A 13,430-nucleotide genomic window follows, 5' to 3' on the forward strand; every position below is an offset into this window, starting at 1 on the left:
AATACGTGCTAAATATAGTGGCCACTTATCATCGCGTTTGTAACTGATTGCTCATCCGATCGCACGCCGTCGGGCGATCGAGTGTGCAATGACTTGCAAACGCTACTATACGATACTGCTCGTGTCGGACGTCGATCAGTCCGCCGGCGAATCGCTTCCGTCCGCTGCCGGTCCGAGGCGCTCGCGCGAGGTCAGGTAACACTGCGGGTCGGGGGCGAACACGTCGCCGTCGGCCGCAGTCGCTCGGAGGCGGGAGCCGCCGCGACAGATGTCTCGGTGCCGGCACGCCGCGCACCGGCCGGTGAGGTGCGCCTCGCGGTTCCGTAGTGCCCCGAGCAGTGGGTTCGACTCGTCCTCCCAGATCGCACCGAAGGGTCGGTCGCGGACGTTGCCGAGGCTGTATCCCTGCCAGAACTGCGTCAGGTGGACGTTGCCTTGGTAGTCGACGTCGGCGACGCGCTCGCCGGTCGGATCGCCGCCGTTGACCTCCAGATAGCGCCGGACGGCGGCGGCGCGCTCCTCGCCGAAGCGCTCGCGGGCGTACTCGAGGAGGAACGCGGCGTCGCAGTAGTTGCCGACGAGCAGCGTCTCGATCTCCTCGCCCGCGTCGTGATAGTCGAGCGTCGTATCGCAGAGCCGTTCGACGGCCGTCCGACGGGCCGCGGGCGTGAGATCGGCGTCGGCGATGTCACCCCCGCGACCGCCGTAATCGAGGTGATAAAAGCAGAACCGGTCGACGCCGACGTCCGAGAGGAGGTCGACCACCGACTCCATGTCCGCGGCGTTCTTTTCGGTGATCGTGTATCGGAGCCCTGTCTTCAGCCCGGCGTCGAGGAAGTTCTCGATGCCGCGGACGGCGGCGTCGAACGCGCCCTCTTCGCCCCGGAAGGCGTCGTTTCGCTCGGGCATCCCGTCGACGGAGACGCCCGCGTACTTCAGCCCCGCCTCGCGGAGCGCCGCCGCGCGCTCGGCCGTCGCGAGCGTCCCGTTCGTCGAGAGAACGGGACGGATTCCGACACTGGCGGCGTGGGCGACCAGTTCTTCGAGGTCGTCGCGGACGAGCGGCTCGCCCCCCGAAAAGAGCACGACCGGCACGCCGTAGTCAGCGAGTTCGTCGAGCAACTGTGTCCCCTCGGCGGTCGAAAGCTCCCCCGGCGCGGCGTCGAGATCGGCACCGGCGTAGCAGTGCTCACAGTAGAGGTTACAGCGCCGGGTCAGGTTCCAGACGACGACCGGCTTGGTCGTTCGGTCCTCGGTGATCTGCTCCCGCGACGAGCCGCGGCCGTCGTCGTAGCGGAGGCCGTCGCCCTCTGCGTCGAGGTCGCACAGGAGCTTACTGATCGAGATCACGGGGCGTCACCCCCGTCGACAGTGGCCGCGGCGGCGACGTCGTCGGTGTCGCCCCCGACGGCGTCTGAGCCGAGATCCCGGTTCGTAAAGCGGTCGACGTCGTCGGCCCGACAGAGCCACAGCGTCCGCGCGGTCCACCCGAAGAGCGTCGACGCCTGCTCGCGGGCGACAGACGCGCTGGGCGCCGTGACGCTCCCGACGTGTCGCAGCGGCTCGCTCTCGTCCGTTCGGAGGAACACTTCCCACTCCGGCGTCGCGTCGCTTCGCGGTTCGGTCACGCGCATCTCGTATGGTCCCGTCATCGTTCGCGGCGTATCGGTGAACCCCCGAACGAGTTCCGCCCGTTTTCGCGGAGTGAGAACGAGTATGGTATCCTTATCAGGGCCGAACCAACACCGAGTGATGACACGAACGAATCTCACGCGACGGACGTTCGTCGGGGGCGCTGCGGCAGTCACCGCGGGACTCGCCGGGTGCTCCGGCGGTGGCGGCGGCGACGGGGGTTCCGACTCCGACGGCGGGTCAAGCGGGGACGGGTCGAACGGCGGCGGGTCGACGCCCTCCTTCGACGGCTACCTCTCGGAGACGTCGAACTACGACGGCGTCGCCGATCGGACCGACAGCGACGAGGTGTCCGTCACCGTCGGCGTCGAGGGCAACGGCGGCAACTTCGGGTACGGGCCGGCGGCGGTTCGTATCACGGCGGGGACGACCGTCGTCTGGGAGTGGAACGGGCGCGGCGGACTGCACAACGTCGCCGCCGAGGACGGCGCCTTCGAGTCCGAACAGGTCGGCGACTCCGGGCACACGTTCTCGCACACGTTCGAGGAGGCGGGGACGACGAAGTACTACTGCACGCCACACGAGACGATCGGAATGAAGGGCGTCGTGGTCGTCGAGGAGTAGGGAGTAACTGTCTCATACTGGCGGTTCTCGTCCGGGCGATTGCCCACCTCGTTGGTGGCAATCGCCGGGACGTAACGAGAACGGTCAGTATCAGAGCCGTACAGAACGGGCGAACCGCGGACCGCGGGACGTTCCGGCCTACCGGCGGATCGAAATCAGCCCGTCTCGGTCGCCGCTTTTGGTCTCGACGTAGGATAGGACCTCCTCGTACGCAGCGATCTTATGCGTCGCCTCGACCGCCGTCTCACGACGGTCGCACTCAATGGCGGCGATTCGCTCGGCCTCGGCGTCTCGCTTCCGTTCCCGAACGAACGCTTCGAGGCGGTCGGCTCTGATGCGGGCGATGTCGTGATCCAGCATACGAACTCGTTCGGCCGGTGGTTTCTTGAAAATATCTCCCGAACGAGCGGTCCGATAGCCGGTCTCTACGGCGCGCTATCGATCGCTGCGCGCCGAGTCGGGGTCCCACGCCTCCAACAGCTCTTGGTACCGGTTCCGGATCGTGACCTCAGAGATATCGGTCACGTCGCTCACCTCCGCCTGCGTCAGCTCCACGTTGGTCAACTGGGCGGCGGCGTAGAGCGCCGCGGCGGCGAGACCCACCGGCGACTTCCCCGAGTGGACGTTCGCCTCCTTGGCGTTCTCGAGCAGTTCCCGCGCCGTCCGCTCGGCCTCCTTCGGAAGTTCGAGATCCGAGGCGAACCGCGGGACGTACTCCGCGGGGTCCGCCGGCTGTATCTCCAGAGAGAGCTCGCGGACGACGTAGCGATACGCCCGCTCGAACTCGTCCTCGTCGACGCGCGAGACCCGAGCGACCTCGTCGATGCTCCGGGGGACCTGCGCCATCCGGGCGGCGGCGTGCAGCGCGGCCGTCGAGATCCCCTCGATGGAGCGGCCGGGCAGGAGGTCCTCGTCGAGCGCGCGGCGGTAGATGACCGAGGCGGTCTCGCGGACGTTCTCTGGGAGGCCGAGCGCGGAGGCCATCCGGTCGATCTCGCCGAGTGCCTGCTTGAGGTTGCGCTCCTTCGAGTCCCGGGTCCGGAAGCGCTCGTTCCACGTGCGGAGCCGCTGCATCTTCTGTCGCTGCGTCGACGACAGGGAGTTGCCGTAGGCGTCTTTGTTCTGCCAGCCGATGTTGGTCGACAGCCCCTTGTCGTGCATCAGGTTCGTCGTGGGCGCGCCCACGCGGGACTTCTGATCGCGCTCGGCGCTGTCGAAGGCGCGCCACTCGGGCCCGCGGTCGATCGAGTCCTCGTCGACGACGAGCCCGCAGTCCGCACAGACCGTCTCGCCGCGCTCGTCGTCCGTCACGAGCTCCGAGGAACCGCACTCGGGGCACCGAAGCGATTCCGACTCTGTCTGTTCGTTCTCTTCGGTTGCTGTTCGCTCCGTCGACTCGACGCGTGCCGCCTCCTCTGAATCGGCGGTGTGGTCGCGCCACTGTCGCTCCGTGCTATCGCGCGTGCGCGCGTGAAGGGCATCACTCATTTTGTCTCACGGGATGACGGCGAGAACCGAACCACCGCCTCGCTTTCACCCGTATTTGGCAGCCGAGCGTGAAAAATCTGTCGGCCGTGTGCAAACACAATACCGATCCGATATGTTAGTCGATGACAAACACGGTCCGGCGGTCAGACACGGCCTGAACGAAGTCTGTGAGACCAGGGTTAGCGCCTCGCTACGTCAGAACGTCGGATCGCCAGCGGCTCGTCGGCGACGGCGTCGGCGACGGCGGCCGGCACGTCGCCGGGGGCGACGACGCGGGCGCGATTGCGCAACCGCTCGTACACCCGGTCGGCCGCGGCTCCGACGTAGTTCCGCTCCGCGAACGGCCGCTCCTCGACGAGGACGAGCCGGTCTGCGGCCGCCGCCGCGCGGAGGTTCGGGAGGTTGCCGGTCCCGACCTCCGCGTCGGCGACGACGACGCAGTCGGCGGCGTCGATCAGTCGTTCGACCGCCGCTCTCGCCTCCTCGTCGACGCCGGCGAAGGGGTCGACGGTCACGACGTCGAGCCCGAGGCTCCTCGCGGCTTCCGTGTCGGTGTCGCCCTCGTTCAGCGCGCCCGCAGTGACTTCGAATCCGGCCGCATCGAGCACGTAGAGATGTCTGGCGGCCGTGCCCCCGCCGCCGACGACGTGGACGCGCCCCAGCGGGTGACTCGAATCAGCGTCTCGTCGACGCTGCGGGAGCGCGGTCACGTACACCGACCCCGTGACCGGGTGGCGGGAGACGACCGCGTTGGCGTCGAAGGCGCCTTCCAGCGCCGTTTCAGTCAGTACTGACTCCGGTGAGCCGGCGGCGTCGACGACGCCCCCAGAGAGGAGAATCAGCTCCTCGCAGTAGTGCGCGGCGAGGTTGAGATCGTGGATCGCCGCGATGGCCGTCTTACCGGACGAGACGAGCTCTCGGACGAGTTCCAGCGTCCGGACCTGGTGGTTGATGTCGAGGCTCGCGGTCGGTTCGTCGAGGAGCAAAAGCGGCGTCTCCTGTGCCAGCGCCCGCGCGAGGAGGACGCGCTGTCGCTCTCCGCCCGAGAGCGTCGTCACCGTCCGGTCGGCGAACCGGCGCGCGTCGGTCCGATCGAGCGCGCGCTCGACGGCGTCTGCGTCCGCCTCGGACCAGCCGTCGAAGCGCGAGCGGTGGGGGTTTCGCCCCATCTCGACCAAGTGCCGGGCGTCGAAGTTGAACGCGACAGTCGTGTCCTGCGGGACTGTCGCGACCAGTCGGCTCACGCCCTTCGCCGTGAGGTCGTGGACGCGGCGGCCATCGATGGAGACGGTCCCCGAATCGGGGGTGAGCGCGCCGTTGAGCGTCCGGAGCAGCGTCGTTTTCCCCGCGCCGTTCGGCCCGATGAGCCCGACGAAGCGCCCGCGGTCGACGGAGGCGTCGATCCCGTCGAGGACGGTCGTCCCGCCGAGTCGGACGCGGAGGTCGTCGATCTCGACGAGCGGGTCCGACGCGCCGTCGCTTCCGCCGCTCACAGCCGCGTCACCTCGTGTGAGCGGAGCAGGTACAGAAAGAAGGGCGCGCCGAGTGCCGCCGTCACGATGCCGACGGGGATCTCCGCCGACCCTGACCGGGCGAGCGTGTCGGTGGCGACGAGGAACGACGCCCCCGCCAGCGCGCTCGTCGGCAGGAGGATGCGGTGGTCGGGGCCGACGACCAGCCGCATCGCGTGCGGGACGATGAGGCCGACGAAGCCGATCACCCCGGTGACGGCGACGGCGGCGGCGGTGACGACGCTCGAGGCCGCGAGCAGCAGCCGCTTCGTCCGCTCCACGTCGATGCCGAGCGTGTGGGCGTCTTCCTCGCCGAGCAGGAGGACGTTCAGATCCCGCGCGTACAGGAGCAGCAGGACGAAAAGCGGCGGGAGGACGAGCGCGATCACTCGCACCTCCGCCCACGTGGTGCCGCCGAGGTGGCCCATCAGCCAGTAGACGACGCGCCGGATGCTCTGCCCGCTGTAGAGAAGTAAAAGCGAGATGACCGCGCCGAGGAACGTCTGCACGGCGACGCCGGCGAGCAGCAGCGTCGCGGTCGGCGTCCGGCCGCCCTGCGTGGCGATGAGGTAGACGCCGAAGGCGGTGAGAACCGCCGACGCGAACGCCGCGCCCTGCAGTTCGAGGCCGAACGGGAACGCGACGGGGAGGACGATGGTCGCGACGGCGCCGACGGCCGCGCCCGAGGAGACGCCGATGATCGAGGGGTCGGCCATCGGGTTCCGGAAGAACCCCTGCATCACGACGCCGGCGGTCGCGAGCGCGAAGCCGACGAACGCCGCGAGCGCGATCCGCGGGAGACGGACGTCGAGGACGATCACGCGCTCGGTCCGCGCGGCGTCGAACACGAACGGGAGCGGGTCCGCCGACAGCAGCACCTTCGCGACCGTCGCCGGCGGTATCGACACCGGGCCGATACCGGCGCTGACGACGACGACGGCGGCGAGCGCGCCCGTCAGCGCACTCGACCACGCGATGGTCCGCGTTCGAACAGTCACGGTATCTCAACCTCAGTTGGATTAGCCAAATACTTGTTGCAATAGCGCGCAGGACGCGGTATGCAACGCAGCGCACTCGTGATTTCGGCACTGCTCGTCCTCGCCGCCGTCGGCCCGCTCGTCGGCGGCGTCGGGGCCGCGGCGACCGCGGACGGACCGATCACCGCTGACCCGATCGCGCACGACCACGACCACGACTCGCCGTCGACGACCTGTGAGTTCCCATACGAGACGACCGACGCCACCGGGGCCGAGGTGACGCTCGATTCCGATCCCGAGCGGATCGTGACGCTCAATCCGAGCGCCGCACAGACGATGTGGGAGATCGGCGCGCGCGATGAGGTTGTCGGCGTCTCCCAGTACGCGTCCTATCTCGAGGGCGCAGACGAGAAGGAGAACGTCTCCGGGCCGAGCGGGCCGAGCGTCGAGCGGGTGCTCGCCGCGGAGCCGGACCTGATTCTGGTCCCGAATAGCTCCCACGGCGCGGCCGCCGACCGCGTCGACCAGCTGCGCGCGCAGGGCGTCCCGGTGTTCGTGTTCGGCCAGCCGACGTCGCTCTCGTTCGTCGCAGAGAAGACCGAAACGATCGGTCGGCTGAGCGGTAACTGCGAGGCGGGGACGGAGCGCGCGGACGAGATCCGCCGCTCGATCGAACTGATGGAGCGAGCGCTCGAAAACGCCGAGCGTCCCGTCGGCCTCAACGTCTTCTACGGGTACACGTCCGGTGGGGACACCTTCATCGGCGACGTGATGGAGACGGGCGGCCTGCGGAACGGCGCGGCCGAGGCGGGAATCACGGGATTCCAGCCGATCAACGACGAGACGGTCGTCGAGATGAACCCCGAGTGGATGGTCGCTCCCGAGGAGAGCCCGATCCCCGAGAACGAGGCGTACAACAGCACGACCGCGGTTCGGGAGGACAACGTCGTCTGGGTGGACACGAACTACCTCCAGCAGCCCGCGCCGCGGTCAGTCTACGCGGCGGAGACGATCCTCGAGAACGTCCATCCCGACGCGTACGAGGAGTACCGGGCGATGCAGGCCGATGAGCCGACCTCGACGACCGCTGCCGACTCGCCGTCGCCGACCGCGACCGAGGCGGACGGACAGGCCACGACCGAGACAACGGCCGACTCGCCCGGGTTCGGCCTCGGGGCGGCGCTCGCGGCGCTCGCGGCCGCGGCGCTGCTCGCGAGACGGCAGTAACGAGCCGGAGGCGGAATCGGGAGCAGTCGACCAAGCGGTGCGGTCCCCGCGTGGTATCAGAACGGCAGCAGCTCCCGGGTGTTCATCTCCCGAACCGGCCGGTTTCGGTACCACTGGTAGGCGAGATACAGGAGCACGAGCCCGATCGGCGCGATGACGATCGATCCGAGAAGGCCGAGCCCCGGTCCCTCGCCGGCGGGAAGCAGCGCCATCAGCAGGAAGGAGAGCCCGAAGAACGTGCCGAGCCGCCGACCGCCCTGCCCGCGCTTCGTGTACAGGTCCGCGGTGCAGTTCGGACACGTGGTCGCGTTTTCCGCCACGGGCGTCCGACAGCCCCCACAGACCGCGTTACCCTCCGGATCGCGCGCGGCGAGCGCCCGCTTTTCGGAGCCCCGAAGCGCCTGTATGAGGAAGATATCGCGGATGATCCCCATCTAGCGACCCCCCTCCAACGATCGAAGCCCGACGATCAGTGCACGGCGCCGCCCCACCCCGCTGTGTGTTTCGATCTGTCGCATCGGAAGAGAGTCTCTAGTATTGAGTAATAGGTTTTCCCCCGGCCGCGAGGCGCCTCGGGGACCTCGCCACCCCGTCGGGCGGCGCCGCGGACAGCAAGTATCATACCGCCGCCGCCGCCTACGACCAGTATGGACGCCATCATCCGGCAGTCGCGCGTCGCGGGGCGGGTCCGCGCGCCGCCCTCGAAGAGCTACACGCACCGGGCCATCCTCGCGGCGGGCTATGGCGGCGAGGCGGTCGTCACCGACCCGCTCGTGAGCGCGGACACGCTCGCGACGATGCGCGCCGTCGAGGCCTTCGGCGGGACCGTCGAACGCGCCGAAGACGACTCGTCGCTCTCGGTCGCGGGCTTCGACGGCCGCCCGGACGTCCCCGACGACGTGATCGACTGCACGAACTCGGGCACGACGACGCGGCTCGTGACGGCCTGCGGAGCGCTCGCCGACGGCCTCTGCGTCTTCACCGGAGACAACTCGCTCCGCTCGCGTCCACAGGGCCCGCTGCTCGACGCGATCGACCAGCTCGGTGGGCGCGCGGAGTCGACGCGAGGCAACGGGCAGGCGCCGCTCGTCGTCGGCGGTCACACCGGCGGCGGTCGGGTGTCGATTCCGGGCGACGTCTCCTCGCAGTACATCACCGCGCTCCTGATGGCCGGCGCGGTGACGGCGGAGGGCATCGAGATCGACCTCGAGACCGAACTGAAGTCCGCGCCGTACGTCGATATCACGCTCGAGGTCCTCGCCGACTTCGGCGTCGAGGCCGAGCGGACCGACGCGGGCTTTTCGGTTCCGGGCGGGCAGTCTTACGCGGCCGCGGGCGGCGAGTACGCCGTCCCCGGCGACTTCTCCTCGATGTCGTATCTGCTCGCCGCGGGTGCGGTCGCCGCAGGCGAGGGGGCGGCCGTCGTCGTCGAGGGCGCGCGGCCGAGCGCGCAGGGCGACAGCGCGATCGTCGGGGTTCTGGAATCGATGGGCGCGTCGATCGAGTGGGACCGCGAGGCGGGCGAGATCACGGTCCCGCGCGCGTCGCTGTCGGGGACGACTGTCGACGTCGGCGACACGCCCGACCTCCTCCCGACGATCGCCGCGCTGGGGGCGATTGCCGACGGAGAGACGGTGATCGAGAACTGCGAGCACGTCCGCTACAAGGAGACCGACCGCGTGAGCGCCATGGCCGAGGAACTGGAAAAGATGGGCGCGACGGTGACCGAGGAACAGGACCGGCTGACCGTCAACGGCGGCGAGAGCGACCTCGTCGGCACGCGCGTCGACGGCCGCGGCGACCACCGGATCGTGATGTCGCTGGCGGTCGCGGCCCTCGTCGCCGACGGGGAGACGACGATCGAGGGCGGCGAACACGTCGACGTCTCGTTCCCCGGGTTCTTCGATGCGATGGCGTCTCTCGGCGTCGACGTGGGGCGATCCGAGTAGCCGCGGTACACCTCGGTCCGCGATCGCTACTCCTCCGGCGTCTTTCTCCCGGTGACGCTGTCGATTTCGAGTTCGTAGATGACAATCTCGATCTCGTCGATGGCCTCGTCGAACACGCGGATGGGCGAGAACCGGCTGTTTATCTCGGCCGTATCGAACCGGTCACGCTCTGAGGCCGGGAGTTCGACGAGCCGGCCGGTAACGAGGACGCTCCACGTGTCGATCTCTTGGGGATCGCTCGTCGCTTCGGCCTCGTAGAGCACGTACGTGGCCGTTCCGGTCGATCGGAGGAACTCCCGCTTACGACTCCCCTCGGTGACTCCGAGGCGGAAATAAAGGCTCTCGCCGTCGTAGTAATGCGCCAGCGGAATCGCGTAGCTCTCGCCGTCGCGAGCGAGCGCGAGCACTCCCGTTTCTACCCCCCGCAGTCGCTCTTCGACGTCGTCGTCGTCCATTCCGAGGGTGTACGCGTAGTCGACGTGTTTCATAACGGGTCCCGTGAAGGGGTAAGAACTTCGCGGCCACGGCGTATATCCGTTCTCCCTATGTGGCGGGTCGCCGGCGTTTGCCGGTGTGGAGAGTAGTCGGCGGTTTCCGATCTGTTGCGCCCGGCTGCGTCGCGGCGGCGCCGTTCGGCTACGTACCGCGGTTGCGTCTTTCTGCAACGTATATATGCCCGGAACCACGACGGCGAGGTAATGAACGGGAACCGATTCGGCCGGCTCTTCCAGGTCACCACCTACGGCGAGAGCCACGGCGACGCGATGGGCGTGACCGTCTCGGGCTGTCCGGCAGGCCTCGAACTCGACGAGGACGACGTCCAAGCCGAGCTCGACCGGCGCAAGCCGGGACAGTCGATGATCACCACCTCCCGGGGCGAACCTGACGCCGTCTCGATCAACTCCGGCGTGCAGGACGGCTACACCACGGGGACGCCGATCGGGATGGTCATCGAGAACAAGGACGCCCGCTCGGGGAAGTACGAGCCGTACGTCACGGCCCCGCGCCCGAGCCACGGCGACTTCACCTACTCGGCGAAGTTCGGCACGCGCAACTGGGGCGGCGGCGGTCGCTCCTCGGCGCGCGAGACGGTGAACTGGGTCGCCGCGGGCGCGGTCGCGAAGAAGATCCTCGAAGCCGAGGGCGTCCGGGTGAAAGCGCACGTGAACCAGATCGGCGACATCGAAGCGCCGCCGGTGACGTTCGAGGAGATGCTCGAACACGCGGAGGAAAACGCGGTGCGCTGTGCCGACCCCGACACGGCGGCGGAGATGCGCGAGCTGATCGACGAGTACCAGAAGGCGGGCGACTCGATCGGCGGGTCGATCTACTTCGAGACGCGGGGCGTCCCGCGCGGCCTCGGCGCGCCGCGATTCGACTCGTTCCCGGCGCGTCTCGGGCAGGCGATGCTCTCCGTTCCGGCGGCGACGGCCTTCGAGTTCGGCTTGGGCCGCGAGGCGAGAGCGTGGACCGGCAAGGACCGCAACGAGGACTGGGAGTTCGACTCCGACGGCGACCCCGTCCCGGTCGGCAACACCCACGGCGGCCTGCAGGGTGGCATCACGACGGGCGAGCCGATATACGGCGAACTCACCCTCCACGCGCCGACCTCGATCCCGAAGAAACAGCGGACGGTCGACTGGGAAACGGGGGAAGAAAAGGAGATCCAAGTCGTCGGCCGCCACGACCCCGTCCTACCGCCGCGCGGCGTGCCGGTCGTCGAGGCCATGGTGAACCTCACGATCCTCGACTTCATGCTCCTCGGCGGACGGATCAACCCCGACCGTCTCGACGACGAGCCGGGGCAGTATGACACCGACTACCATCCGTCGAGCCCGGACAACGAGTAGCGGGGTTTCGGTACCCCGACGACGACAGCGCCTCGCGGTGCAACTCGTTTTCGTGGGCGTTCTGACTGTCTGCACATCACTTGCCCAAATAGTGTCCGATTGGCCACTTTATCCTAGGGATGTGCATCAATACATTCAATCACTCCACATGTAATAAAATATATGACCATATATTAGGACTATCATCATCTTTCCTTGGTAACTTATAGCAAAGGCTTTAATCGATTACTTCCGAAAGTGTTCGATAGTGGCCCACACGGGCCGTGAGCTCAGATATGACTGACGACGAACTCATCTGGCGAATCGCGGGTGGTTCCGGAGACGGGATCGCCTCGACGAGCCAGAATTTCGCGAAGGCCCTGATGCGGGCGGGCCTGCACGTATTCACGCACCGGCACTACCCGTCGCGTATTCGTGGAGGCCACACGTACACGGAGGTTCGAATCTCGTCGGACCCCGTGAAATCCCGCGGGGACGGATACAACTTCCTCCTCGCGCTGGGGGACTCCTTCGCTCGAAATCCGCAGGAGAACAGCTACTACGGCAACGAGGAGATCAAGCCGCTGTCGGAGAACCTCGACGAACTCCACGAGGGCGGCGTCATCGTCTACGACTCGGGACTGCTCGACACCGACGACATCCCGGACTTCGACGAGCGCGTCGAGGAGAACGGCTGGCACGTCTACGACATCGACCTCCGAACGATCGCTCGGGAGCACGGCCGCGAAGTGATGCGCAACACCGCCGGTGTCGCCGTCACCTGCGCCATCGCCGGCATCGAACCCGACGTCATCAAGAGCCTGATGGAGGACACGATGCCCGAGAAGGTCTTCGAGCCGAACATGTCGGTCTTCGACGACGCCTACGAGACCATCCGCGAGGAGTTCGACGCCGACGCGCCCGACATCTCGGTACCGGAGGGCGAACACGACGAGGACCAGGTCCTCATCTCCGGGTCGGACGCCATCGCCTACGGCGCCCTCGACGAGGGCTGTCGCTTCATCGCGGGCTACCCGATGACGCCGTGGACCGAGGTCTTCACCATCATGTCGCAGAACCTCCCCGAGGTCGGTGGCATCTCAGAGCAGGTCGAAGACGAGATCGCCGCGGCCGCGCTGGCGGTCGGCGCGTCCCACGCCGGCGTGAAGGCGATGTCCGGGTCCTCCGGCGGCGGCTTCGCGCTGATGTCCGAACCGCTCGGTCTCGCGGAGATGACGGAGACGCCGGTCGTCCTCGTCGAGGCGATGCGCGCCGGTCCCTCGACCGGGATGCCGACGAAGCCCGAACAGGCCGACCTCGAGCACGTCCTGTACACCTCACAGGGCGACTCTCACCGGGTCGTCTTCGCCCCCGCCGACGCCGAGGAGGCGTACAGACAGACGCGACGGGCGTTCCAGATCGCCTACGAGTACCAGGTACCGGCGATCGTGCTCTACGACCAGAAGAACGGCGGCGAACTCCGGAACGTTCCCGCGAGCGTCTTCGACGAGGAGCCGAACCCCGACCCCGGGTCGGTCATCAGCGAGAGCGAACTCGCCGACGCCCCGCACGACCCCTCCGGGAAGTACAACCGCTTCCAGTACGAGGGCGAAAACGGCGTGAGCCCGCGTTCGATCCCGGGCCAGAAGGGCGGTCGCTACCTCGCGACGGGCAACGAACACATGCCCGCCGGACACATCGCCGAGGCCCCGTCGAACCGCGTCAATCAGATGGACCGCCGCTTGGAGAAGATGACGGCGATCCGCGCGGACCTCGACGGCGACGAGGGAACGAACACCCACTACGGCCCCGAGACGGCCGACTACGGCATTATGACGTTCGGCTCCCAGCAGGGGACCGTCGAAGAATCCGTCGACCGCCTCAACGAACGGGGCCACTCGGTGAAGATGCTCGGCGTTTCCGAGATGGCGCCGTATCCGGTCGACGAAGTGACCGAATTCGTCGAGAGCGTCGACGAGGTGCTCGTCGTCGAGATGAACGCCTCCGCGCAGTTCCGCGGCCTGACGCAGAAGGAGCTCGGTCGCTACGGCGAGAAGCTCTCGAGCCTCCTGAAGTACAGCGGTAACCCCTTCGAGCCCGACGAGATCGTCGAGGGCTTCGTCACGAGTATCGTCGAGGACGGGACCCTTCCCGGCTACGAGACCAAATTCGTCCCCGCAGCGAGTGATTAAC

13 protein-coding genes are annotated in these 13,430 nt (G+C 67.8%); 5 read left to right on the forward strand and 8 right to left on the reverse strand.

The features are described from left to right. Nucleotides 1–135: 135 nt before the first annotated feature. Both ACT3HL_RS05875 and ACT3HL_RS05880 read right to left on the reverse strand, forming a co-directional pair. On the reverse strand, nt 136–1,350 hold the full coding sequence (locus ACT3HL_RS05875) for a TIGR04347 family pseudo-SAM/SPASM protein (RefSeq protein ID WP_445085880.1): 1,215 nt from the start codon (nt 1,348–1,350) through the stop codon (nt 136–138). Beyond that, the gene (locus ACT3HL_RS05880; protein WP_445085881.1) at nt 1,347–1,652 is read right to left on the reverse strand and encodes an Htur_1727 family rSAM-partnered candidate RiPP; all 306 of its coding nucleotides are present in this window, start codon (nt 1,650–1,652) and stop codon (nt 1,347–1,349) included. Before ACT3HL_RS05880 ends, ACT3HL_RS05875 begins: the two co-directional genes overlap by 4 nt. Before the next feature lie 100 nt (nt 1,653–1,752). On the opposite strand from ACT3HL_RS05880, the gene ACT3HL_RS05885 reads away from it, so the two are divergent. Continuing rightward, nucleotides 1,753–2,256 (forward strand): halocyanin domain-containing protein, encoded by a 504-nt coding sequence (locus tag ACT3HL_RS05885; protein ID WP_445085882.1) that lies wholly within the window; start codon nt 1,753–1,755, stop codon nt 2,254–2,256. Nucleotides 2,257–2,394: 138 nt separating this feature from the next. Here the strand turns inward: ACT3HL_RS05885 and ACT3HL_RS05890 are convergent, their stop codons facing one another. The 4 genes from ACT3HL_RS05890 to btuC form a co-directional block, all read right to left on the reverse strand. Continuing rightward, nucleotides 2,395–2,616 carry a hypothetical protein gene (locus ACT3HL_RS05890; protein WP_445085883.1) on the reverse strand — a complete coding sequence of 74 codons (222 nt, stop codon included), beginning with the start codon at nt 2,614–2,616 and terminating at the stop codon, nt 2,395–2,397. A 75-nt stretch (nt 2,617–2,691) separates the two neighbouring features. Further along, a complete protein-coding gene (locus ACT3HL_RS05895; RefSeq protein WP_445085884.1) occupies nt 2,692–3,744 on the reverse strand; it encodes a transcription initiation factor IIB in 1,053 nt (350 codons plus the stop codon). A gap of 179 nt (nt 3,745–3,923) precedes the next feature. Then, the gene (locus tag ACT3HL_RS05900; protein ID WP_445085885.1) at nt 3,924–5,237 is read right to left on the reverse strand and encodes an ATP-binding cassette domain-containing protein; all 1,314 of its coding nucleotides are present in this window, start codon (nt 5,235–5,237) and stop codon (nt 3,924–3,926) included. Next, nucleotides 5,234–6,253 (reverse strand): vitamin B12 ABC transporter permease BtuC, encoded by a 1,020-nt coding sequence (gene btuC / locus ACT3HL_RS05905; protein WP_445085886.1) that lies wholly within the window; start codon nt 6,251–6,253, stop codon nt 5,234–5,236. Before btuC ends, ACT3HL_RS05900 begins: the two co-directional genes overlap by 4 nt. 60 nt (nt 6,254–6,313) lie before the next feature. On the opposite strand from btuC, the gene ACT3HL_RS05910 reads away from it, so the two are divergent. Beyond that, nucleotides 6,314–7,459 (forward strand): PGF-CTERM-anchored ABC transporter substrate-binding protein, encoded by a 1,146-nt coding sequence (locus tag ACT3HL_RS05910; protein ID WP_445085887.1) that lies wholly within the window; start codon nt 6,314–6,316, stop codon nt 7,457–7,459. Between the two features lie 56 nt (nt 7,460–7,515). Here ACT3HL_RS05910 and ACT3HL_RS05915 read toward each other — a convergent pair whose 3' ends face one another. Further along, nucleotides 7,516–7,893, reverse strand: a complete 378-nt coding sequence (locus ACT3HL_RS05915; protein WP_445085888.1) for a hypothetical protein — start codon at nt 7,891–7,893, stop codon at nt 7,516–7,518. A 213-nt stretch (nt 7,894–8,106) separates the two neighbouring features. Between ACT3HL_RS05915 and aroA the strand changes: the two genes are divergently transcribed. Further along, a complete protein-coding gene (aroA, locus tag ACT3HL_RS05920) occupies nt 8,107–9,408 on the forward strand; it encodes a 3-phosphoshikimate 1-carboxyvinyltransferase (protein ID WP_445085889.1) in 1,302 nt (433 codons plus the stop codon). Between the two features lie 26 nt (nt 9,409–9,434). Here aroA and ACT3HL_RS05925 read toward each other — a convergent pair whose 3' ends face one another. After that, entirely contained in the window at nt 9,435–9,896 is a 462-nt protein-coding gene (locus ACT3HL_RS05925; protein WP_445085890.1) for a pyridoxamine 5'-phosphate oxidase family protein, read from the reverse strand. Nucleotides 9,897–10,106: 210 nt separating this feature from the next. Here ACT3HL_RS05925 and aroC point away from each other — a divergent pair, with 210 nt between their 5' ends. Next, the gene (aroC, locus tag ACT3HL_RS05930) at nt 10,107–11,258 is read left to right on the forward strand and encodes a chorismate synthase (RefSeq protein ID WP_445085891.1); all 1,152 of its coding nucleotides are present in this window, start codon (nt 10,107–10,109) and stop codon (nt 11,256–11,258) included. A gap of 275 nt (nt 11,259–11,533) precedes the next feature. After that, nucleotides 11,534–13,429 (forward strand): 2-oxoacid:acceptor oxidoreductase subunit alpha, encoded by a 1,896-nt coding sequence (locus ACT3HL_RS05935; protein ID WP_445085892.1) that lies wholly within the window; start codon nt 11,534–11,536, stop codon nt 13,427–13,429. Nucleotide 13,430: the final 1 nt, after the last annotated feature.

Source organism: Halobellus sp. GM3 (assembly GCF_052545375.1).

Excerpts from the sequence above, each read along its gene's own strand:
- ACT3HL_RS05880 (WP_445085881.1), bottom strand. The coding sequence starts at position 1,652 with ATGACGGGACCATACGAGATGCGCGTGACCGAACCGCGAAGCGACGCG.
- ACT3HL_RS05885 (WP_445085882.1), top strand. The coding sequence starts at position 1,753 with ATGACACGAACGAATCTCACGCGACGGACGTTCGTCGGGGGCGCTGCG.
- ACT3HL_RS05890 (WP_445085883.1), bottom strand. The coding sequence starts at position 2,616 with ATGCTGGATCACGACATCGCCCGCATCAGAGCCGACCGCCTCGAAGCG.
- ACT3HL_RS05895 (WP_445085884.1), bottom strand. The coding sequence starts at position 3,744 with ATGAGTGATGCCCTTCACGCGCGCACGCGCGATAGCACGGAGCGACAG.
- ACT3HL_RS05910 (WP_445085887.1), top strand. The coding sequence starts at position 6,314 with ATGCAACGCAGCGCACTCGTGATTTCGGCACTGCTCGTCCTCGCCGCC.
- ACT3HL_RS05915 (WP_445085888.1), bottom strand. The coding sequence starts at position 7,893 with ATGGGGATCATCCGCGATATCTTCCTCATACAGGCGCTTCGGGGCTCC.
- aroA (WP_445085889.1), top strand. The coding sequence starts at position 8,107 with ATGGACGCCATCATCCGGCAGTCGCGCGTCGCGGGGCGGGTCCGCGCG.
- ACT3HL_RS05925 (WP_445085890.1), bottom strand. The coding sequence starts at position 9,896 with ATGAAACACGTCGACTACGCGTACACCCTCGGAATGGACGACGACGAC.
- aroC (WP_445085891.1), top strand. The coding sequence starts at position 10,107 with ATGAACGGGAACCGATTCGGCCGGCTCTTCCAGGTCACCACCTACGGC.
- ACT3HL_RS05935 (WP_445085892.1), top strand. The coding sequence starts at position 11,534 with ATGACTGACGACGAACTCATCTGGCGAATCGCGGGTGGTTCCGGAGAC.